The sequence below is a fragment of the Mycobacterium kansasii ATCC 12478 genome (genome assembly GCF_000157895.3).
In the GTDB taxonomy this organism is placed as follows: Bacteria; Actinomycetota; Actinomycetes; order Mycobacteriales; family Mycobacteriaceae; genus Mycobacterium; species Mycobacterium kansasii.
This window is the reverse complement of the sequence record NC_022663.1, coordinates 5504963-5524549: the sequence shown is the minus strand read 5'-3', so window position 1 is coordinate 5524549 and position 19587 is coordinate 5504963. Positions and strand designations below refer to the sequence as shown.

17 protein-coding genes and 2 pseudogenes are annotated in these 19587 nt (G+C 66.8%); 1 reads left to right on the top strand and 18 read right to left on the bottom strand.

The window, feature by feature from the left end:
• Positions 1–23: 23 nt before the first annotated feature.
• The 10 genes and pseudogenes from MKAN_RS23910 to pdxH form a co-directional block, all read right to left on the bottom strand.
• Entirely contained in the window at positions 24–1178 is a 1155-nt protein-coding gene (locus MKAN_RS23910) for a PPE family protein (RefSeq protein WP_023372488.1), read from the bottom strand.
• Between the two features lie 50 nt (positions 1179–1228).
• The gene (locus tag MKAN_RS23905; protein WP_023372486.1) at positions 1229–2038 is read right to left on the bottom strand and encodes a PPE family protein, SVP subgroup; all 810 of its coding nucleotides are present in this window, start codon (positions 2036–2038) and stop codon (positions 1229–1231) included.
• A gap of 302 nt (positions 2039–2340) precedes the next feature.
• Positions 2341–3888, bottom strand: coding sequence for a class I adenylate-forming enzyme family protein (locus MKAN_RS23900; RefSeq protein WP_023372484.1), 1548 nt, complete (start codon positions 3886–3888; stop codon positions 2341–2343).
• Positions 3889–3902: 14 nt separating this feature from the next.
• Positions 3903–4037 (bottom strand): hypothetical protein, encoded by a 135-nt coding sequence (locus MKAN_RS32235; RefSeq protein WP_371686039.1) that lies wholly within the window; start codon positions 4035–4037, stop codon positions 3903–3905.
• A 48-nt stretch (positions 4038–4085) separates the two neighbouring features.
• Entirely contained in the window at positions 4086–5237 is a 1152-nt protein-coding gene (locus tag MKAN_RS23895) for a PPE family protein (protein WP_036391366.1), read from the bottom strand.
• Between the two features lie 380 nt (positions 5238–5617).
• Positions 5618–6070 carry a flavodoxin family protein gene (locus MKAN_RS23890; protein WP_023372479.1) on the bottom strand — a complete coding sequence of 151 codons (453 nt, stop codon included), beginning with the start codon at positions 6068–6070 and terminating at the stop codon, positions 5618–5620.
• Positions 6071–6108: 38 nt separating this feature from the next.
• Positions 6109–6330: pseudogene (locus MKAN_RS23885) on the bottom strand (flavodoxin family protein); the annotation flags it as partial.
• A gap of 1 nt (position 6331) precedes the next feature.
• Positions 6332–6793 (bottom strand): annotated as a pseudogene (locus tag MKAN_RS23880) (hypothetical protein); the annotation flags it as partial.
• A gap of 49 nt (positions 6794–6842) precedes the next feature.
• Complete coding sequence (dapB, locus tag MKAN_RS23875; protein ID WP_023372473.1) at positions 6843–7580, bottom strand: 4-hydroxy-tetrahydrodipicolinate reductase; 738 nt, start codon at positions 7578–7580, stop codon at positions 6843–6845.
• A gap of 171 nt (positions 7581–7751) precedes the next feature.
• Positions 7752–8426, bottom strand: a complete 675-nt coding sequence (pdxH, locus tag MKAN_RS23870) for a pyridoxamine 5'-phosphate oxidase (RefSeq protein ID WP_023372471.1) — start codon at positions 8424–8426, stop codon at positions 7752–7754.
• Positions 8427–8712: 286 nt separating this feature from the next.
• Here pdxH and pdxS point away from each other — a divergent pair, with 286 nt between their 5' ends.
• The gene (gene pdxS / locus MKAN_RS23865; RefSeq protein ID WP_036392051.1) at positions 8713–9612 is read left to right on the top strand and encodes a pyridoxal 5'-phosphate synthase lyase subunit PdxS; all 900 of its coding nucleotides are present in this window, start codon (positions 8713–8715) and stop codon (positions 9610–9612) included.
• 25 nt (positions 9613–9637) lie between these two features.
• Here pdxS and MKAN_RS23860 read toward each other — a convergent pair whose 3' ends face one another.
• From MKAN_RS23860 to MKAN_RS23825, 8 genes are all read right to left on the bottom strand, one after another.
• Positions 9638–10726, bottom strand: a complete 1089-nt coding sequence (locus MKAN_RS23860) for an NAD(P)H-dependent amine dehydrogenase family protein (protein ID WP_023372467.1) — start codon at positions 10724–10726, stop codon at positions 9638–9640.
• On the bottom strand, positions 10723–11754 hold the full coding sequence (locus tag MKAN_RS23855) for an aromatic ring-hydroxylating dioxygenase subunit alpha (protein ID WP_023372466.1): 1032 nt from the start codon (positions 11752–11754) through the stop codon (positions 10723–10725). The genes MKAN_RS23860 and MKAN_RS23855 overlap by 4 nt, the downstream gene beginning before the upstream one ends.
• 97 nt (positions 11755–11851) lie before the next feature.
• Entirely contained in the window at positions 11852–12928 is a 1077-nt protein-coding gene (locus MKAN_RS23850; protein ID WP_036391362.1) for a PDR/VanB family oxidoreductase, read from the bottom strand.
• Positions 12929–12979: 51 nt separating this feature from the next.
• On the bottom strand, positions 12980–13897 hold the full coding sequence (locus MKAN_RS23845) for a metal-dependent hydrolase (protein ID WP_023372462.1): 918 nt from the start codon (positions 13895–13897) through the stop codon (positions 12980–12982).
• 88 nt (positions 13898–13985) lie between these two features.
• Positions 13986–14447, bottom strand: a complete 462-nt coding sequence (locus MKAN_RS23840) for an SRPBCC family protein (RefSeq protein WP_023372460.1) — start codon at positions 14445–14447, stop codon at positions 13986–13988.
• Positions 14448–14621: 174 nt separating this feature from the next.
• Positions 14622–15656 (bottom strand): nitronate monooxygenase, encoded by a 1035-nt coding sequence (locus MKAN_RS23835; RefSeq protein ID WP_023372458.1) that lies wholly within the window; start codon positions 15654–15656, stop codon positions 14622–14624.
• Between the two features lie 4 nt (positions 15657–15660).
• Positions 15661–16977: a M16 family metallopeptidase gene (locus MKAN_RS23830; RefSeq protein ID WP_023372456.1), complete on the bottom strand. Its 1317-nt coding sequence runs from the start codon at positions 16975–16977 to the stop codon at positions 15661–15663.
• Positions 16955–19252: a polyribonucleotide nucleotidyltransferase gene (locus MKAN_RS23825; RefSeq protein WP_036391360.1), complete on the bottom strand. Its 2298-nt coding sequence runs from the start codon at positions 19250–19252 to the stop codon at positions 16955–16957. The genes MKAN_RS23830 and MKAN_RS23825 overlap by 23 nt, the downstream gene beginning before the upstream one ends.
• Between the last annotated feature and the right edge of the window lie 335 nt (positions 19253–19587).

The following is a 19587-nucleotide window of genomic DNA, read 5'->3' as shown; positions in this document are numbered from 1 at the left end:
ACATTACGGCCCGGCCGGTCGGATCAGACGACGACCTGTTTGGGCATCACGGTCGGCCGGAAGCCGTACCGTGGCCCGGCGTAACCACCACCCTTGGACGCGGCGGCCATCCCCGGCCCGCCGGGCATCGCGGTGACCGGTCCGGCCTCCTCGGGTACCGCCCAGCCGCTGCCCTCCAACGCCGTCGTGCCCGAAGGCAACGCCGGAGCGGCACTGGACCAGCTCGCCGGCACCGCCAACTTGCCGACCGCGGACGCCTGGCCCATGCCGGCCAGGACCGAGCCCGCGCCCGCGGGTGCCGCGGCGTTCGTCGTGGCCGCTGCTCCGGCGATGGTCGGAACCAGCTGTGCAGCGGACAGGCCCTCGACATCCAGGGCGTGTCCGAGGAAGACCGCGTTGGGGATGGTGGCCATGACGAACCAGGCCGCGGTGTTGACCGCACCGTTGATGGCGTTCTGCACGAACGTATTGCCGAGCAGGTCATCGATGATTCCGCCCAGGGCCGTCGCGTCGAAAACCGACGCGGCCGGCGACGCGAGCCCCATGACCGTGTTGGGCACGTTGGTGATCAGGTTCGCCAGCCCCACCTGCTGTGCCGTGCCGGTCGCGGCGGCCTGGCCCACCGCGGCCGCCTGCGCGGCCAGCCCCGCCGGGTTGGCGATCCGCGACGGCGTGGTCAACGGGTTCAGCGTCCCGGCGGCCGCCGACGACGCCGCATAGCCGTACATCGCCAATGCGTCCTGCGCCCACATTTCGCCGTAGTGCGCCTCGGTGGCCGCGATGGCGGGTGTGTTCTGGCCCAGGATGTTCGTCGCCACCAGCGCGGCCAGCAGCGCCCTATTGGCCGCAACCTCAGCCGGCGGCACGGTCGCGGCGAAGGCCGCCTCGAAGGCGGCCGCGGACGCGGTGGCCTGCGAGCCCGCATGGGCGGCGGATTCGGCGGTGTAGGTCAGCCAGGCGAGGTAAGGCTGAGCCGCGGCGGCCATCGACATCGACGCCGGACCCAACCACTGCTCGGTGGTCAGTTGGGTGATCACCGATTCGACCGAGGCGGCCGTGGTGCTCAACTCGACGGCCAGCCTGTGCCAGGCTGCGGCGGCGGCCATCATGGGTGCCGCCCCAGCGCCAGCGTACATGCGTGCGGAGTTGATCTCAGGGGGTAAAGCTCCGAAATCCATTGTTATCCCACTCCTTTGGTTTAGTCCGGTTCGTATCGGATGCAGGTGGCCTAGACGGCTTCCGGCTTCGGCATGACGATGGGCTTGACGCCATAGCGCGGGGCGCCGAAGCCGGCGCTGTTTCGAGTCGCCGACGCCAATCCCGGCATGCCGGGAATGACGGCGCGCGGCGCCGCCTGCGGTGCGGCGGCGGTCCAGCCGGCACCTTGCAGCGTGCCGACTTCCGTGCTCGACACCAAGGTGGCCGTCCCCGCCCAGGTCGGCGGTGCGGCTGCGCCGATCGAGGACACCTCGCCTAGGCCGGCGGCCATCGGCGCCCCGCCGATCGCGGCCGCGGCCGCAGCCGCCGGTGCCAGGCCGGCGGCGCCGCCCACGGCTTCGGCGGCGTCGGCTTCGGCGGCCTCCGCGGCAGCCGGCAGAAGCGCACCGCTGCCCAGCGCCAGCAAGTCCGACGCGGCCGACGCCCAGTTGCCGGTCCCGATGTTGAAGATATTGGCGAGATCCGTGATCCATCCGGGAGTCTGGCTGGGCAGCAGCGCCCCGAGGATGTCCGACAAGGGCGAGGCCGCCGCAGAAGAATTGGCCGCCTCGGCGGCCGCATAGGTCCCGGCGCTGACGCCGAGGGTATTCACCAACATCTCGTACATGGCCGCGGCCTCGGCGCTGATCTGCTGGTACAAACTCCCGTAGGCGGTGAACATCGACGCCTGCAGCATCGACACTTCGTCGGCCGCTGCCGGTATCACGCCCGTGGTGGGGACTGCTGCGGCGACGTTCTCGGCTTCCATCGTCGCGCCGATGGTCTGCAGCTTGCCCGCCGCAGCGGCCAGTTCGTCTGGCTGTGTCGTCAGGAATGACATCTGTGCTCCTTGTGTTTCGAGACATGCCGACCGGTTGCGGCGGCCACTTCCTGTGGATTTGCTGGACAGCTTCTGGTTATTTGCTGAACAGTGTCTGTGCGTCGAGGATAAGGCTAGTGATCCACACTCCCGCCGTCGCAATCCAAAGGCGTCAACGATGAGTCCCGTTACGGTTTCTTAACGCAAACGCCGGCAGTGCTAACACTGTCCCGTCGAGCGTGACATCTTCCGGTGACCAGCGGCATCGAAATGAGAGGCGTGGCGCAACATTTCTATGCTGTGCGGCGACGGCGCCAACCGCATCAATGCACCGGCGAACCCCACCGGACCTGTTCGCGGAGCCTGCCCTTGAGCAGTTTGCCGCCGGCGTTGCGCGGCAGCGCTTCGGTCACCACCGTGACGTACTGCGGAACCTTGAAGTCGGCCAGTTGCCGGCGGCAGTGTTCGAGCACCGCCGTCACGTCGATCGGGTCCGCGCCTGCGTACAGCACCGCGCCGACCTTCTCCCCCATGACGTCGTCAGGCACCCCCAGCACACAGGCATCGGCGACGCCGGGCGCCGACAGCAGCGCGGATTCGACCTCAACGCTGGAGACATTCTCGCCGCCCCGGTTGATGATGTCCTTAAGCCGATCGACGATGTGCACCCGGCCCGCGTCATCGACACGTACCACGTCGCCGGTGTGCAACCAGCCGTCGACGATCGTCGCCGCGGTGGCTTGCGGCCGGTTCCAGTAGCCCGCGGTCACATTCGCCCCCCGGACCACCAACTCGCCAACCATCTCGCCCGGGTCGGGGTGATCGCCCCGGAACGGAACCACCCCGAGATCCACCGAGGGAACCGCATACCCGACCGAGTCGGCGTGTTCGGCCGCATCCCAATCAGGCAGCACCGTCATCAGGGAGGCCGACTCGGTCATGCCGTATCCGTTGAACACCGCTGCTTGCGGAAACGCGTCCTTGACCGACCGCACCAACGACGGGGCGATCGGCGCACCTCCGTAAACGACCCAACGCACCGAGGAGACGTCTGTGCCGGGGAAACCCTCGTGCCGCAGCACTAGCGAGTAGACAGCCGGAACCGTCACCATGAGCGAGATGCGCTCGGCGGGAAGTGTCGCGAGCAACTGGTCGAGGTTGAGTGCGGGCATGATCACCGACGCCCCGCCGACGCGGGCGGCTGCCAGCAGCTGCGAGTTGCAACCGGTCGCGTGGAACAACGGCACCGAAATCAGGGTGCGCAGCTCGTCACCGAGATCTAATGACAGCCCGAGACATCTGGCCCCGTTCTCGGTGTTGGTCACGAATGCCTCGTGGGTGGTCGGCACACCTTTGGGATGGCCGGTGGTTCCCGAGGTGTAGAACAGTGCCGCCACATCGGATGGGCCGAGTTGTTCGGTCACGAACGGGTCGCCGTCGGGCAATGCCGTATCCGCGCTCAGGTCGATCCGGGCCCCGGCATCGGACAACACGAAGTCGACCTCCGGCTGGGTGGAGCGGGTGTTCACCGGCACCACAACGCCACCGGCCATCACGGTGCCCCAGAACGCCAGCACCCAGTCGACTCCCGCGGGATACCGCACGCCCACCCGGTCGCCGGCGCTCAGACCACCCGCCCGTAGTCCGCCGGCGACCCGCGAAGCACGATCCCACAGCTGCCGGTAGGTCAGCCGCGCAGCGTCGAGCTCGACCACGGCTTCACTGTCGGGACGACGGTCGACCTGCTCGGCAAGCATGTCCAGCAGGGTGGAGGGGATCTCGTCGTAATGCGGGACGCCGGCACGATCGAGGCGGATCCCCGTCCGCGGGAACGGGTTGTGGTTCCTGGGAATCTCGATTACGTCAGGCACCTGGTCTCTCCACGTCACTCCAGTTCGACGGCGACCGCGGCGCCGACGGCGTCGTTGCTGCAGTGCACCAACACACCGTAGGCACGGCTGACGACGTGGTCCAGGCCCGGGTAATCGCCAACCGCTTCGCCGAAGGTCGCCCGGGCCACCAAGCCCATACACCCGGTGACCCGTCCGGATGTTTCCGTGGGCCCGGATCAGCCGAACACATGTCTGGGCATAACGGTCGGCCTGACTCCGTATCGCGGGCCCACGCCGGCACCTGCGCCGTCGGCGGCTACGACCATTCCGGGCGCAAACGGCGCCGCCGCGATCGCTGCGTCCTCCTCCGGAACAGCCCACCCGGTGCCGACCGAGGCGATGTCGGCGGTCACCGCCGGCGCGGCGGTAGACCAGCTCGCCGGCACCGACAGCCGGCCGACCGAGGACGCAGTGCCCAAACCGGCCACGATCGGTGTTGCGCCGACGCCCGCGGGGGTAACCGTGCGCGCCGATGCGGCTGTCGTGGCGGCAACCGGACCCGCTCCGCTGGCGGTGACCCCGGTAGCGACGTCGGCCCCGTCACTGCTAGTGGTCAAGGCCATATCAAAGTCCGCCAATACGCCCGAGACGCCGTGCCACGCGTGATCGACGAACAACGGATTGGGGTTGGTGAGGAATGACAAGACCGCATTCAGCCCCGACACCTGGGCCTCCGACGGTGCCGGTGAGGCGAGGCTCATAACGGCGTTGGGCAGGTTGCTGATCAGGTTGTTGAGACCGGTCTGCGGCACGGAACCGGCGGCCTGACCAACGGCGGCGGCTTGGCCGGCGATCCCGGCGGGATTGGTGACTGCCGACGGCCCGGTCAGCGGGTTCAACCTTCCCGCTACCGCGGAGGCGGCCGCATAGCCGTACATGGCCGCAGCGTCTTGTGCCCACATTTCCCCGTAGCGTGCCTCGACGGCCGCGATGGCCGGCATGTTTTGCCCGAGGATGTTTGTCGCTACCAGTTCGGCCAACTGGGCTCTGTTGGCCGCAACCTCGCCCGGGGCCACCGTCATCGCACGTCCCGCCTCAAAGGCGGCCGCAGACGCCATGGCTTGTGCCGCCGCGAGCGCCGAGGATTCAGCCGTGTCGGTCAACCAGGCCACGAGGGGCTGCGCGGCGGCGGCCATCGACAGCGAGGCGGGACCCAACCACGGCTCGGTCCTCAGCCGGGTGACGATTGACTCGAAACAGGATGCAGCAGTGCTCAGCTCAACTGCTATGCCGTTCCACGCCGCCGCAGCCGCCACCAGCTCCGCCGCGCCCGCGCCGGCGTACATGCGCGTGGAATTGACCTCCGGAGGCAGAGCTCCAAAATCCACCGAGGCATTCCGTTTCTAGTCGAGTTCCAGGAGCGTGTGGTGCTTCAGTCGCAGCCCTTATTCTTTCATGTTCCGCCAGCGTGCCCCCAGTTTGTAGGCGCGCTCGCGCGCCGCGGCGTCGACGGCAGGCCGAGCCCCGACCCGGTCGCCCGCTTGGCGACGGCCGCTGCGGCGCCGACGGTGTCGTTATTGCCGTGCAGCGACAGACCGTAAGGGCGGCCCAACCACGTTTCTGGGGTGGGAACGATCTGTATGTTTGAGGATCCCGTCGGTGCCGTGATCTACGTGATGGAACCCGAACGGGCACCAGGCGAGTGACCGACGACGGGCCCCCGCCCGATCGGACTCGAACACCCTGAAGCCCGACGCGATATCAGCAATCAGCCCATGAGCTGAGCGGCAACCGTCGCACCGAGGTTCCAGCACCGTTCGATGTCGGCCCTGGTCGGCTTGCCCATCACCACCACCGTCTCGGCAACCTGCGCCCAGCCCAGCCCGGTCGTGATGGCGGCCAGACCCCGCTCCGCTCCCTCGGTGCCCTCGTTGCCGTGAATGTAGACGCCGAACGGTCGCCCCCGCGTCGAGTCGAGGAGCTGGTAGTAGGCGCAGTCGAATGCGTGCTTCATGGCACCGCTGAGATACCCGAGATTTGCCGGCGTGCCCAGCAGGTAGCCGTCGGCCTCCATCATCTCGACCGGCGATACGGTGAGCGCCGGGCGGCGGACGACCTCGACGCCCTCGATATCGGGGTCGGTCGCACCGGCGACAACCGCCTCGAACATCTCCTGGCAGTACGGTGACGGCGTGTGGTGGACGATGAGCAGACGCGGCACTAGCTGGCCTTATCCGTAGTAGTGGGGTATCCGCCCACGTAGTGCTTGAGCGCCCCGCACAGGTAGCCGAAGTCGGCCGTGGTGCCGAACAGGTAGCCGTCGGCGTCGAGCATGTCCGGAAGCGTTGCCGCCAGGGCCGGCCTCGCGATCACGTCGACACCCTCAATCTCGGGGTCGTTGGCCCCGGCCAGCACCGCCTCCAGCAGCTCGCGGGTGGTCGGCGACGGGGTGTGGTGCACGATGAGCAGGGTCTTGGTCATTGCCGTGCCTGCGGCTCCTTTCCAGGCTCAGGGCCGTTTTCATGGCTTCGCGGGCCCGGCGGCGATCCCCCGCATAGTCGTAGCCCCTGGCCAGCCGGTACCAGCGACGCCAGTCGTCGGGGTCGTCTTGCAGTTCGGCGCGCACGATGTCGAACAACGCGTCGGCCGCGGGGCGTTCGATGCGGCCCGACGGCCGCCGCGGCAGCGAGCTGACGTCAAGTTCCATTCCGTCCTCGGCGATCAACCTGGCCAGCTTTTGGTGCGCGAATCCGGCCCTCAGGGTGGCGATCATCGCCCACAGTCCGATGGCGGGCATGAGCAGCAGGGCCAGTCCCAGGCCTATGGCGGCAGCTCGACCCGAGCCGATCAGGGCGACGGCGATGCGGCCCAGCAGGACGAAGTACACCAGCATGGCCGCACACAGGAAAGCGATCAGCAGCTGAATGCGCATGGTGCGCGCCATGCCCGTCATCGCCTCGTCACTGTCTCGTCACTGCCGCGTCATTGCCCGGTCATTGCAGGTCGAGCAACGGCTCGATGCCTACGGTGAGGCCAGGGCGTTCCCCGATGCGGCGCAGCGCCAACAGCACCCCGGGCACAAACGAGGTGCGGTCGAGGCTGTCGTGCCGAATAGTCAGCGTCTCTCCTTGGGTGCCGAACAGCACCTCTTGGTGAGCGACCAGCCCGGCCAGCCGCACCGCGTGCACCGGGATGCCGTCGACGTCGGCGCCACGGGCTCCGGGCAGGCTGGTGCTGGTGGCATCGGGATTGGGCGGCAAGCCTTTTCGAGCCTCGGCAATCAGCTTGGCAGTACGCGTCGCCGTACCCGACGGGGCATCGGCCTTGTTCGGGTGATGCAACTCGATGACCTCAGCCGAGTCGAAGAACCGAGCGGCCTGCTTGGCGAAATGCATGCACAGCACCGCCCCGATCGCGAAGTTCGGCGCGATCAGCACCGACGTCTCGGGCTTGTCGGCCAGCCACGACTCCACCTGCCGCAGCCGCTCCGCGGTGAAGCCGGTGGTCCCGACCACGGCATGAATCCCGTTGGCAATCAAGAACTCCAGATTGCCCATCACGACGTCGGGGTGGGTGAAGTCGATGACCGCCTCGGTGTTGCCGTCGGTCAGCAGACTCAGCGGATCACCGGCGTCCACCTCGGCCGAGAGGGTCAGATCTTCGGCGGCCCGCACCGCTGCCACCATCGTCGCTCCGACTTGGCCCTTGGCTCCCAGCACACCTATCCGCATTTGGTGAAGCCTACTGCGGCCGGCATTGCCACGAACGTGCGTGTTCGTCCCCCGAATCGCCGTACGCAGCGCGTCAACGGGAAGCCGATCGACGCGCTCTCCCGCGAAGGGCCAACGCCGACCACGCCTCGGACGGCCAGGCAGGTGAGTACTTTCTCCGCTGGTATCGAGTCAGGGTTGCAGCCTGTCCAGCCGGCCATCGATGATGCGGATCCGGTTGTGCAACCGGTTCTCACGGCCCTGCCAGAATTCGACCACGTCGGGGGCGATACGGTAGCCACCCCACTGCGGTGGCACCGGAATCTGGTCCTGGTCGGCGAAGCGACGCGTCACCTCCGCGAGCTGCTCGTCGAGTTCGGCGCGGGAACCGACGGGGCGCGACTGCTGCGATGCCCACGCACCCAGCTGGGCACCGCGGGGGCGCTTGGACCAATACTCGAAAGTCTCCTCGGCGCTTACCTTGGTGACCGCACCGCGCACGTGGGCCTGGCGGCCCAACTCGTACCAGGGGAAGGTTGCCGACGCATATGGTGTCGCAGCGAGCTGCTGACCCTTCTCCGACGCGTAACTGGTAAAGAAAACCACACCCGACTCATCCAGTAATTTGCAGAGCACCGAACGGCTCACCGGCTTTCCGTCGGCCACAGTGGCCACCACCATCGCATTAGGCTCAATGACGCCGGCGCGTTGCGCATCGCTCATCCACCGGCGGAGCAGCACGTGCCAGCCGACGTCGAGCCAGTGGAAGTCCAAATCGTCGCAACCGTCCTTTTCCGGACCGTATTCGCCACGCATCCTTGCCAACTCGTCGTCGTTAAGTTCGACGACCTGGGAGTTGTCGTCCATCCCGACCTCCGGCGCTCCGCGAGCTTATCCCGCAATGGTCACATAAGATTCTTTGCTACCGACCGTGCTGCTGGTAAGCCGAACGGCGCTCATTGGATTGCATAATCGATAACACGGAATTCCTATCATATTATGATTTGATGCAGTCGCCGAAGGCACCGGATTTGTGTTACTGCTGCACAGTGTTGTGGGTTGTTCGGTAACGGTTTCGCCGCCGTTTGCACTGGCTGCATGTCGGTAGCGACACGAGCGCGCGATGGCAGTCGTAGTGGAGATTGGAGACACCATGGATGGTGCAGGTAGCCCGGCGACCGGTACGGCGCGGGTCAAGCGTGGTATGGCCGAGATGCTCAAGGGCGGCGTGATTATGGACGTCGTCACCGCGGAGCAGGCTCGCATCGCCGAGGGCGCCGGCGCGGTCGCGGTGATGGCGTTGGAACGGGTGCCCGCTGACATCCGCGCTCACGGCGGGGTGTCGCGGATGAGCGACCCCGAAATGATCGAGGGCATCATCTCCGCGGTCACCATCCCGGTGATGGCCAAGGTGCGCATCGGTCATTTCGTGGAGGCGCAGATCCTGCAGAGCCTGGGCGTGGACTACATCGACGAGTCAGAGGTGCTGACTCCGGCCGATTACACCCATCACATCGACAAGTGGAAGTTCACCGTGCCGTTCGTGTGTGGGGCGACCAACCTCGGTGAAGCGCTGCGTCGGATCGGCGAGGGCGCGGCCATGATCCGCTCCAAAGGGGAGGCCGGCACCGGTGATGTCTCCAATGCCACCAGCCACATGCGGGCGATCAGCGGCGAGATCCGCCGGCTGACGTCGCTGTCGCAGGACGAATTGTATGTGGCGGCAAAGGATTTGCAGGCGCCCTATGAACTCGTCGCCGAGGTGGCCCGCTCCGGCAAGCTGCCGGTGACGATGTTCACCGCCGGCGGGATCGCCACCCCGGCCGATGCGGCGATGATGATGCAGCTCGGCGCTGAAGGCGTGTTCGTCGGCTCGGGCATCTTCAAGTCCGGCGCCCCCGAACACCGCGCCGCCGCGATCGTCAAAGCCACCACCTTCTACGACGACCCCGACATGCTGGCCAAGGTGTCGCGAGGGCTGGGCGAGGCGATGGTTGGCATCAACGTCGAACAGATCGCCCAGCCGCACCGGCTCGCCGAGCGCGGCTGGTGACAACCATCGGCGCACCCTAACCGGCCTACTTTGTGAATCGACCGGCAAACCCGCGCAATGGAATGTCGGCGCTGGTGATCAGGCCGGGCGGCGCCGCGACCACCGACCTGATTGAGTTGAGCGCCGGCATTCCGGTGACCGTCATGCCGATGGAGGCGAAGTTGTCCGGGTTGGACAAATCGACGCCGGGCTTGGGGAAAATCATGTGCTTGTTATAGACACACGGATCACCCTGGATCCGAGTGATGTAGCAGCCCTTGATCTTCCAGCTCGGGTCGGTGTGCGGCGTCATCTGCCACTCCAGGTGTGTCTCGACCCGCGCCACTCCGTCGACCATGCCCCGGTACTTGATGTAACTGCCGCCCACCGAGCCTTTCGGCAGCGTGTACCAGCCCAGATCGACGTCTCTGGTGCAGGCTCCCAGTTCGTAGCTGAACGTAACCTCGTCAAGCGCCAGGTCGAAGCAGTCGGCCATCATCAGCACGCTGTCGGCAAAGACGCAGGTGTACTTTTCCAGCTTCGCCGGGATTTCCGGGTCGTCGACAGGTTGGCCATAGCCGACTTCGATCCAGGTCTCCTTGGAGTGATGGCAGGACACGTCGACGGACTCGATGGTGGTGATGTTCTCGATCTCGGCGACGTCGGCCGAACACACCACGCCGAGGATTTGGTTCAGGCCAGGGTTCATGCCGGTGCCGTAGAACGTCGCACCGCCCTTCTCGCAGGCCTCCGCCAACAGCCGGGTCACCGGCTTGCCGGACGGATGCGGATGGTTATGGTCACGGTGCCACCCGGTGATCCAGTCGGCGGTGGTGACGACATTGATCCCGGCCGCGAGCACTTGCACGTACAGGTCCTCGTCGGGAAACACACCGTGGAAGGTCAGCACGTCCGGCTTGGCCGCGAAGATGTCCTCGACGCTGCCGGTTGCCGTGACGCCGATGGGCCCGATACCGGCCAGTTCTCCGGCGTCGGTGCCGACCTTGTCGGCCGAGTAGCAATGCACTCCGACCAGTTCCAGGTCTGGCCGCGTCTGCAGTCGCCTGATCATCTCGCGGCCGACGTTGCCGGTGGCGACCTGAAAGACGCGGATCGGGCGAACCGTGGTGTTCATTGGCGTCCCCCTGTCCGCGATGCCGCGTGCTCGTCGGCAGCGCTGCCGCCAAGACCGTTTGGATAGAACTGCTTGGCCCAGGCGCGAATTGCAGTGAAGCCGCGGAGTTCGTCGGGGGTCAGTGCGGGTCGGTCGGAGTAGCGCTGGTGAGCCCAGATGTCGATGTCCTGCTCGAACTGCCGGATCACTTCCTGTCCGAACTCGCGTGCCTTGAGCTCGGCGCGGGCCGGATCCTTGGCCGCCGTCCTGCCGATGTAGACCATGAACCGGACATCGGAGGTGGATTCGTCCACCGGCGTGATCGCGGAGATGGTGCGGTTGTCGACCATGCCCCAGCTCTTGGTCACCGCAACTCCCAAGCCGCCGTTGACGGCCTGCACGCCGCTGTTGACGTCCTCGATCTGCTGGCCGTCGTCACCTTCGAAGGTGATGGTGAAGTCGACGAAGGACACCGGGGCAGCGAAGTCGTGGCGGGTGAATACCGGCACGATGGGGGTGTTGTGCACGTACTTGAAATGCGCGAAATCCACCCCGTTTTCGAGCACGTACTGCGGATGGAGCTCCAGACCCGGCCGGTACAACCGCTGCTGCGGGTAGTAGTCCGCGGCAGCACCGTCGTCGAAGCTGGCGAACACATCCGGTGCGTCGAAAAACGGTTCGCGGCCCTGGACGTCGTGCCAGATGTACACCGACTCGTTGCGCTCAACCACCGGATAGGTGGTGATGCGCCGCCCCCGGTTGGGCCGGTCCTGATACGGGATGCACACGTTGCGGCCCTGGTGACTCCACTGCCAGCCGTGGAAGGGACACTGCAGCACCTCGCCGACGACTTTGCCGCCGTGACCCAGGTGAGCACCGAGGTGTTCGCAGTAGGCGTTCATCACGGTCAGGCGACCGGACGCGGCGCGCCAGGCGACCATCTCCTGATCGAAGTACTTCATCCGGAGGACTTCACCGACCGCGATTTCGTCGCACCAGGCGACCTGGAACCATCCGGTCGGCTTCATCGACAGCGGCGGCTTGGCCATCTGAGCGGTCCTCCTTGGGTACGAATGATAGGCGGCGGCCGCGGAAAAAGCACAGTCCCCTCTACGAAAACTTGACGCACCGCATGCCGGGAACGCCTCAGACGTCGATGACCACGCGGCGGCTCTCAGCCCGGGACACGCACACCAGCATCTCGTCGTCGGCTTCAGCTGCGCGGCCGCGGTGATCCACTTGTCCGGCAAGGACTTTGACCTTGCACGTGCCACAGAAGCCCTGCTGACAGGAGTATGCGGTGGTCGGGTCGTCGTCGCGCATGACATCCAACGCCGTCCGGTTCGCCGGAACGTTCAGCACTCTTCCCGACCGCCCGAGTTCCAGCTCGAACGGAAGTCCGTCGACAACCGGCGGCGGGCTGAACCGCTCATAGTGCAACGGTGCGTGGGCATGCCGGGCGCGGGCCGCGCGCACGGCCTCCAGCATGGGGGTCGGCCCGCACACGTAAACGGCCGTCGTCGGACCGGCGCCGCCCAGGAGGTCATCGACGGAGGGGATGCGGCCGCGCTCGTCGTCGGCCCACACCGTCACGCGCTCCGGTGCCACCGACACGACCTCGTCGAGCAACGGCATGTGGTCTCGGCTTCGGCCGGCATAGACGGCCCGCCAATGGGTTCCGCGCTGCTGAGCCGCCTGGATCATCGGCAGGATCGGTGTCACTCCGATGCCGCCGATAACGAAAAGCGGGTCGGGCTCGGCCGTTCCTAGATAGAACGCGTTGTGAGGCCCTTCGAAAACCAGCGGGTCACCGACGTCGTAGGCCTCGTGCATCTCTACCGAACCACCGCCACCGTCGGCGATGCGCCGGATTGCGATGCGGTAGTCCGTGCGGCGCCCGGGCCGCCCGCACAGCGAGTACTGCCGGCGCCGGCCCGAGAGCAGGTGCACGTCGATGTGACCGCCGGGTGTCCAGGACGGCAGCAATCCGCCGTCCGGGTCGGCCAGGGTCAGCGCCACCACGTCGGGTGCCACGAGTTCGCGTCCGACGACGGTCGCCAGATGTGTCCGTCGCACCGGGCTGACCCGCGACGGGTCCCATCGCGAGGCCGACGCAAACCCGCCGAACAGCGTGCGGACACTCCACAACGCGGTGGCAAAACGATCCCGCCGGCTACTGTCGTACAAGTCAGCGGGCCTGCTTGCCCAAATACTTTCCGGCACACCGGGATTCGACTCTGCGCGGATTCGAATCACCGTCGGTCCACCATCCGATCAGCGCGACGCCCGGGCAGCGGGTGAGACGGCCAGGTAATCGACCGCCCGCTCCAGTCCACCCAGCTGCGACGGGTGAAAACCCGGCCGATAGTAGTGGCCGACGACCCGCAGCAATCGCCACGGACCCGGCAACAAGCCCCGGCGCGCCGAATCGAGGTAGTCGCGCCAACGCGGCTTGACGCCCGGTGGTAGGTAGGGATCCACCGAGTACATGAACCGCACTCCGCGGATCCACAACAGCAACAGCACCGGGGTGACGGCCAGCTGGGCACGCGCCTGCCGCCAATATCCGGCGCGTAGATGCTTCATGGTGTCGAAGGCCACCGCCTTGTGCTCGACCTCTTCTGCGCCATGCCACCGGAGCATGTCCATCATCACCGGATCGGCTCCGACGGCATCGAGCTGCGGGGAGTCCAGAATCCACGCGCCCAAGACAGCGGTGTAGTGCTCAATCGCCGCGATGAACGAGACCTGCTCCAGCAACCAGTTGTGCTGTCTGCGTAAGCTTTTCCGGGGTTTGTCGGCCAACAGCTTCTCGAACAGCCAGCTGATCTGTTCGGTGAACGGCGTCACGTCCACGCCTCGGGCATCGAAGTGGGCCAACACGCCGGAATGTGCTTGCGAATGCATCGCCTCTTGCCCGATGAACCCCTGTACATCCCGCCGCAGTTGATCGTCTTTGATCAGCGGCAGCGTCTTCTTGAACACCTTGACGAAGAACTCCTCGCCGGCCGGCAGCAGCAGGTGCAGGACATTAATGAAGTGCGTGGCCAACGGCTCGTTCGGCACATAGTGGAATGGCAAACGCGCCCAGTCGAACTCGACGTCGCGTGCCTCCAGGACGAGATGCTCGTGGTCGGGGGGACCCGGCTTGCCAGAATGCAATCCCGCTGGCCGCTCATCGACAGAGAACATCAGGCCCCCTTGCCTAGCCGTTTACATCAGCACGGAAAATGTCATCCCCTTGGACACCATGTGCCGGTAAGTATAGGCGCTGCGTCCGCTACTCGGCCTCAGCGCGTTGCTTCAGGCGCCGCAGGGTGAGCTGGATGTGCTCGGCGTTGGCCGCCGCCCGGTCGCCAACCCCGGTTGCCATGCCGGCGATCTTGCGGAACCAGCGCGGCCGCCGGTCCCAGGTGCTCTCGGTGACCCGGCAGCCGCCACCGGACGCGACGATGTCGTATTGCCACCGCGCCACCGGAATGACAGCACTGCGCACGTCGAATGCGAAGGTGCGGCCCGGCTCGGCATCGGTGACGGTGCACGTCGTATTCCACCGACGGCTGCCATTTTCGTTGTGGCCGACGAACACGGCCCCTTTGCGGATTCCGTCGCCCTTGCGCAATTCCATCGACACCGCCTCCTCGGCCAGCGAGGCCAGTGTCGACAGATCGGTGATCAGCCCATACACCCGCTGCGGACTGGCATTGATCTGGACAGTGGCCGACACCGAAGGCTCAGTCATGGGCTGATCATAGCCACCCCGGGGCACCGGCAGCAGTACCCGCTGCCCGTCGGGTCCGCAGCAGATGCCGACGTCGTCGATGCTGCGGGAGCGGCGCCGCCGCGTGGGCCACGAAGGTCGAGCACCTCGTGAACGCGTCGAATACCTACGCGCACAACCTGTTACGTGACAGCGCTACAGCATTCGCAAGTCGGGAGCCAACGACGCGACGATGTCGGCCGCCGGACCCGGGCGGGCCTGCCGGTAGGCGGTGCCCGCCCAGAGGTTGGTCCCATGCGGGTCGTCCGCCGCGACCGCTGCCGCGCGTATCGGCTTGGTCATCTGGTTGACCTCGGGATAGCCCAGCGGCGCGACGTGATCGAGCAGTCGGGTGAAGTTGTTCGCCAGCCCGCGGGCGTACCGGCCGGAGAATGCCCGCGTGACCAGGGTGGAGTCGAACTCCGGGTTCTTCAGCGCAACCCGGTGCGCCGGGTTGGTCCCCGCTTCGTCGGCGAGCATCAGCGCGGTGCCGACCTGGGCGGCGACCGCTCCCCTGCGCAGGACGGCAGCGACGTCCTCGACGGTGCCCAAACCGCCCGCGGCGATCAGCGGCACGTCGTGTGCGCTGCCGATCCGGTCGAGCAGCTGATGCAACGACTCCTCCCCCGGTTCCATGTCCGGCGCGAACGTGCCGCGATGCCCGCCGGCTCCCGGGCCCTGCACCACCAGGCTGTCGGCACCGGCCGCGATGGCCACCCCGGCCTCATAGGACGACGTCACGGTGACCGACACCAGCAATCCCAGCGCGCTCAGCCGGCGAATGACATCCGGCGGCGGCGCGCCGAAAGTGAAGGACACCACCTCGGGGCGGACGTCGGCCACCACTTCGAGTTTGCGGGCCCAATCGTCGTCGTCACCGTGTATCGGCTGGCCGACCTCACAGCGGTAGTACTCGGCGACCTCTTCGAGTTCTTCCGCGTAGTACTCCAGCTGCATCCAGTCGGCGACGCTGGGCTGGGGCACAAACAGGTTCGCCCCGATCGGGCCCGTGGTGGCGGCGCGCGCGGCGGCGATGTCGTCGGCAAACTTGTCCGCGCTGATGTAGCCACCGGCGACGAAGCCCAGCCCGCCCGCATTTGACACTGCCGCGGCCAGGGCCGGTGTGCCCGGCCCGCCGGCCATCGGCGCACCAACGATGGGTATCGCGATGTCCCAGAAGCCCAGCACCATCGGGTTAATTTACCATCGCTCGAAGTTGTTGCGGCAGCTGTCGTTTCGAGCCGTAGGGACCGAGAACGGCAGCGCCGTAGCGGTTGCCGAGCAGCCGGCGGGCCACCATGTTGACCTCCTCGACGGTGACCCGCTCGATTTGCTGCAGGGTGTGCTCGATGCTGCGGTGCTTGCCGTAGTTCAATTCGCTGCGACCGATGCGGCTCATCCGTGAGCTGGAATCTTCCAGGCCCAGCACCAGGCCGCCGCGTAACGAGCCTTTGGCGATCCGGCATTCGGCCTCGGTGATGCCGTCGCGTGCCACCGATTCCAGCACGTCGGCGGTCACTCGCATCACCTCGGCGAAACGTTCGGGCAGGCAGGCCGCATACACCGACAGTGCGCCGCTGTCGGCGAAAATGTCCAGCGCGGAGCACACCGAGTAGGCCAACCCGCGGGCCTCGCGGATCTCCTGGAACAGCCGCGAGCTCAGCCCGCCGCCCAACGCGGTGTGCAGCACCGACAGCGCCCAGCGGTGCTGCCAGCCGCGCCCGGGCGTGCGGATGCCCAGCGAGACGTGCGTCTGCTCGGCGTCGCGCTCGGCCAGCGTCAACCCGGGCATCCCGTTCACCCGGCCGGCACCCTTGCGTGGTGCGACGGGCCGGCGCCCGCGGACCAACCGCGGCCCGAAGTGCTCCCGCACCAATGCGACCACCTCGCCGTGATCGACGTTGCCGGCCACCGCCACGACCATGCGCTCCGGTGTGTAGCGCCGCAGGTGAAACGACTGCAGCTGGGCTCGGGTCATCGCCGATACGGATTGCACGGTGCCAATCACCGGCCGGCCCACCGGATGGTTGCCGAACAGCGCCGAGAGGAACAGGTCCGCCAGCGCGTCCTCGGGATCGTCGTCGCGCATCGCGATCTCCTCGAGGACGACGTCGCGTTCCAGCTCGACATCGTCGGCGGCGCAGCGCCCGTTGAGTACCACATCGGAGACCAGATCCATGGCCAGCGCCAGGTCAGCGTCGAGCACATGCGCGTAGTAACAGGTGTGTTCCTTGGCGGTGAACGCGTTCAGCTCGCCACCCACGGCGTCCATTGCCTGCGCGATGTCCACGGCGGTGCGGGTGGGCGTCGATTTGAACAGCAGGTGCTCGAGGAAGTGCGCAGCGCCGGCCACTGTGACGCCCTCGTCGCGCGATCCCACGCCGATCCAGAGCCCGACCGAGGCCGAACGCACCGACGGCAAGTATTCGGTAACGACGCGCAGACCGCCCGGCAGCGTAGTGCGGCGCACCGCCTGGGCCGCCGCTGGCTCAGCTGCTGGCCGTCGCGGCATCGGCTGGCGCTGCGGTGCCGGAAGGCGCGTTGGCGGAGCTTTCCTCCTCAGCCACCAAGACGAGCGAGATCTTGCCGCGCTTGTCGATATCGGCGATCTCCACCCGCAGCTTGTCGCCGACGTTGACCACGTCCTCGACCTTCGCGATGCGCTTGCCCTTGCCGAGCTTGGAGATGTGTACGAGGCCGTCCCGCCCGGGCAGCAGTGAGACGAAGGCACCGAAATCGGTTGTCTTGACCACTGTTCCGAGGAACCGCTCCCCTACCGTCGGCAACTGGGGATTGGCGATGGCGTTGATCCGGTCGATCGCGGCCTGCGCCGAGGGCCCGTCGGTGGCGCCGACGAACACGGTTCCGTCGTCCTCGATGGAGATCTGTGCACCGGTTTCTTCGGTGATGGCGTTGATGACCTTGCCTTTGGGGCCGATGACCTCGCCGATCTTGTCCACCGGAACCTTGATGGTGGTGACGCGCGGCGCATACGGGCTCATCTCGTCGGGCCGGTCGATGGCCTCGGCCATGACCTCCAAGATGGTCAGCCGGGCGTCGCGGGCCTGCTCCAGCGCGCCCGCGAGCACCTGCGACGGAATGCCGTCGAGCTTGGTGTCCAGCTGCAAAGCGGTGACGAAGTCCTTGGTTCCGGCGACCTTGAAGTCCATGTCACCGAAGGCGTCTTCGGCGCCCAGGATGTCGGTCAGGGTGACGAAGCGCCGCTCGGTGCGTTTTCCGTCGTCACCCTCTACCTCTATGTCGTCGGACACCAGGCCCATCGCGATGCCGGCCACCGGCGCCTTGAGCGGCACCCCGGCGTTCAGCAGCGCCAGCGTGGACGCGCACACCGACCCCATCGACGTCGAGCCGTTGGAGCCCAGCGCCTCCGACACCTGGCGGATGGCGTACGGGAACTCCTCGACACCGGGCAGCACCGGCACCAGCGCACGTTCGGCTAGCGCGCCGTGGCCGATCTCGCGGCGCTTGGGCGAGCCGACCCGGCCCGTCTCGCCGGTGGAGAACGGCGGGAAGTTGTAGTGATGCATGTAGCGCTTGGTCGTCTCCGGCCCCAACGAGTCGATCTGCTGGGCCATCTTGACCATGTCGAGGGTCGTCACACCGAGGATCTGGGTCTCACCGCGCTCGAACAGCGCGCTGCCGTGTGCCCGCGGTACCACCGCGACCTCGGCCGACAAGGCGCGGATGTCGGTGATGCCGCGGCCGTCGATGCGGAAGTGGTCGGTGACGATGCGCTGCCGCACCAGCTTCTTGGTCAGCGCGCGGAACGCGGCCCCGATCTCCTTCTCCCGGCCCGGGTAGGTGTCGGCGAGCCGTTCAAGCACCTGGGTCTTGATTTCGTCGGTGCGCTGATTGCGTTCCGCCTTACCGGCGATGGTCAGCGCGGCGGCCAACTCGTCGGTGGCCACCGAGGACACCGCGTAGTACACGTCGTCGCCGTAGTCGGGGAACACCGGGAAGTCGCCGGCCGTCCCGGCCGAAGCCCCACACGCGTCGGCAAGTTCCTGCTGCGCGGTGCACAGTGCGGCGATGAACGGCTTGGCTGCCTCCAGCCCCTGGGCCACCACGCTTTCCGTCGGCGCCGCGGCACCGCCCTCGAGGAGATCGATGACGTTTTCGGTGGCCTCCGCTTCGACCATCATGATTGCGACGTCCGGCTTGCCCGCATCGTCGGTACCGACGATGCGGCCGGCGACCACCATGTCGAACACCGCACGTCCGATCTGTTCGACGGTCGGAAACGCAACCCAGGTGCCGTCGATCAGCGCCACCCGCACCGCGCCGATGGGACCGGAGAAGGGCAGTCCGCCCAGTTGAGTGGACGCCGACGCGGCGTTGATCGCCAGCACGTCGTACAGGTCGTTGGGGTCCAGGCTCAGGATCGTCACCACGATCTGGATCTCGTTGCGCAGACCGTCGACGAACGACGGGCGCAGCGGCCGGTCGATGAGTCGGCAGGTCAGGATGGCGTCGGTGGAGGGTCGTCCCTCACGACGGAAAAACGAACCGGGGATGCGGCCGGCCGCATACATCCGCTCCTCGACATCGACGGTCAGCGGGAAGAAGTCGAAATGCTCCTTGGGATTCTTGCTGGCAGTGGTCGCCGACAGGAGCATGTTCTCCTCGTCGAGGTAGGCGACCACCGCGCCGGCCGCCTGCAAGGCCAGCCGGCCGGTCTCGAACCGGATGGTGCGGGTGCCGAAGCTCCCGTTGTCGATGGTGGCGGTCGCTTCGAACACGCCTTCTTCAATTTCAGCTACAGACATGACGTCCGCGCGCCCTCTCTGGATTGTTCATCTGTTTCGCGTTGTCACGTACAACCCGAGGGTTCGCAGAGCCAACTCGCGGGCCCGGACGGACCTGCGAGCCGCCCTGGGAGCGTCCCTTATGAAAGAGAGCCTGAATGCGGCTACGGCCATCGATCGAAGCGGCCGACCTCCCCAGATCCGGGGAGCCCGGCAGCCACTACCGAAGACCGCCCGATACAGGCCGGGCTGCTCCCTCGGACATACCTAGTGACTCGCTGGAGCGGTACACGCGGATCTACGTGGACCGCACCATGTGCTCGGGCCGAACCGGCCCAGAACGTCATTACTGTACA

What these genes read in the sequence shown, in the direction of transcription:
- MKAN_RS23910 (WP_023372488.1), bottom strand. Translation starts at nt 1,178, where the DNA reads ATGGATTTCGGAGCTTTACCCCCTGAGATCAACTCCGCACGCATGTAC.
- MKAN_RS23905 (WP_023372486.1), bottom strand. Translation starts at nt 2,038, where the DNA reads ATGTCATTCCTGACGACACAGCCAGACGAACTGGCCGCTGCGGCGGGC.
- dapB (WP_023372473.1), bottom strand. Translation starts at nt 7,580, where the DNA reads ATGCGGATAGGTGTGCTGGGAGCCAAGGGCCAAGTCGGAGCGACGATG.
- pdxH (WP_023372471.1), bottom strand. Translation starts at nt 8,426, where the DNA reads ATGGACGACAACTCCCAGGTCGTCGAACTTAACGACGACGAGTTGGCA.
- pdxS (WP_036392051.1), top strand. Translation starts at nt 8,713, where the DNA reads ATGGATGGTGCAGGTAGCCCGGCGACCGGTACGGCGCGGGTCAAGCGT.
- MKAN_RS23860 (WP_023372467.1), bottom strand. Translation starts at nt 10,726, where the DNA reads ATGAACACCACGGTTCGCCCGATCCGCGTCTTTCAGGTCGCCACCGGC.
- MKAN_RS23855 (WP_023372466.1), bottom strand. Translation starts at nt 11,754, where the DNA reads ATGGCCAAGCCGCCGCTGTCGATGAAGCCGACCGGATGGTTCCAGGTC.
- MKAN_RS23845 (WP_023372462.1), bottom strand. Translation starts at nt 13,897, where the DNA reads ATGTTCTCTGTCGATGAGCGGCCAGCGGGATTGCATTCTGGCAAGCCG.
- MKAN_RS23840 (WP_023372460.1), bottom strand. Translation starts at nt 14,447, where the DNA reads ATGACTGAGCCTTCGGTGTCGGCCACTGTCCAGATCAATGCCAGTCCG.
- MKAN_RS23835 (WP_023372458.1), bottom strand. Translation starts at nt 15,656, where the DNA reads ATGGTGCTGGGCTTCTGGGACATCGCGATACCCATCGTTGGTGCGCCG.
- MKAN_RS23830 (WP_023372456.1), bottom strand. Translation starts at nt 16,977, where the DNA reads ATGCCGCGACGGCCAGCAGCTGAGCCAGCGGCGGCCCAGGCGGTGCGC.
- MKAN_RS23825 (WP_036391360.1), bottom strand. Translation starts at nt 19,252, where the DNA reads ATGTCTGTAGCTGAAATTGAAGAAGGCGTGTTCGAAGCGACCGCCACC.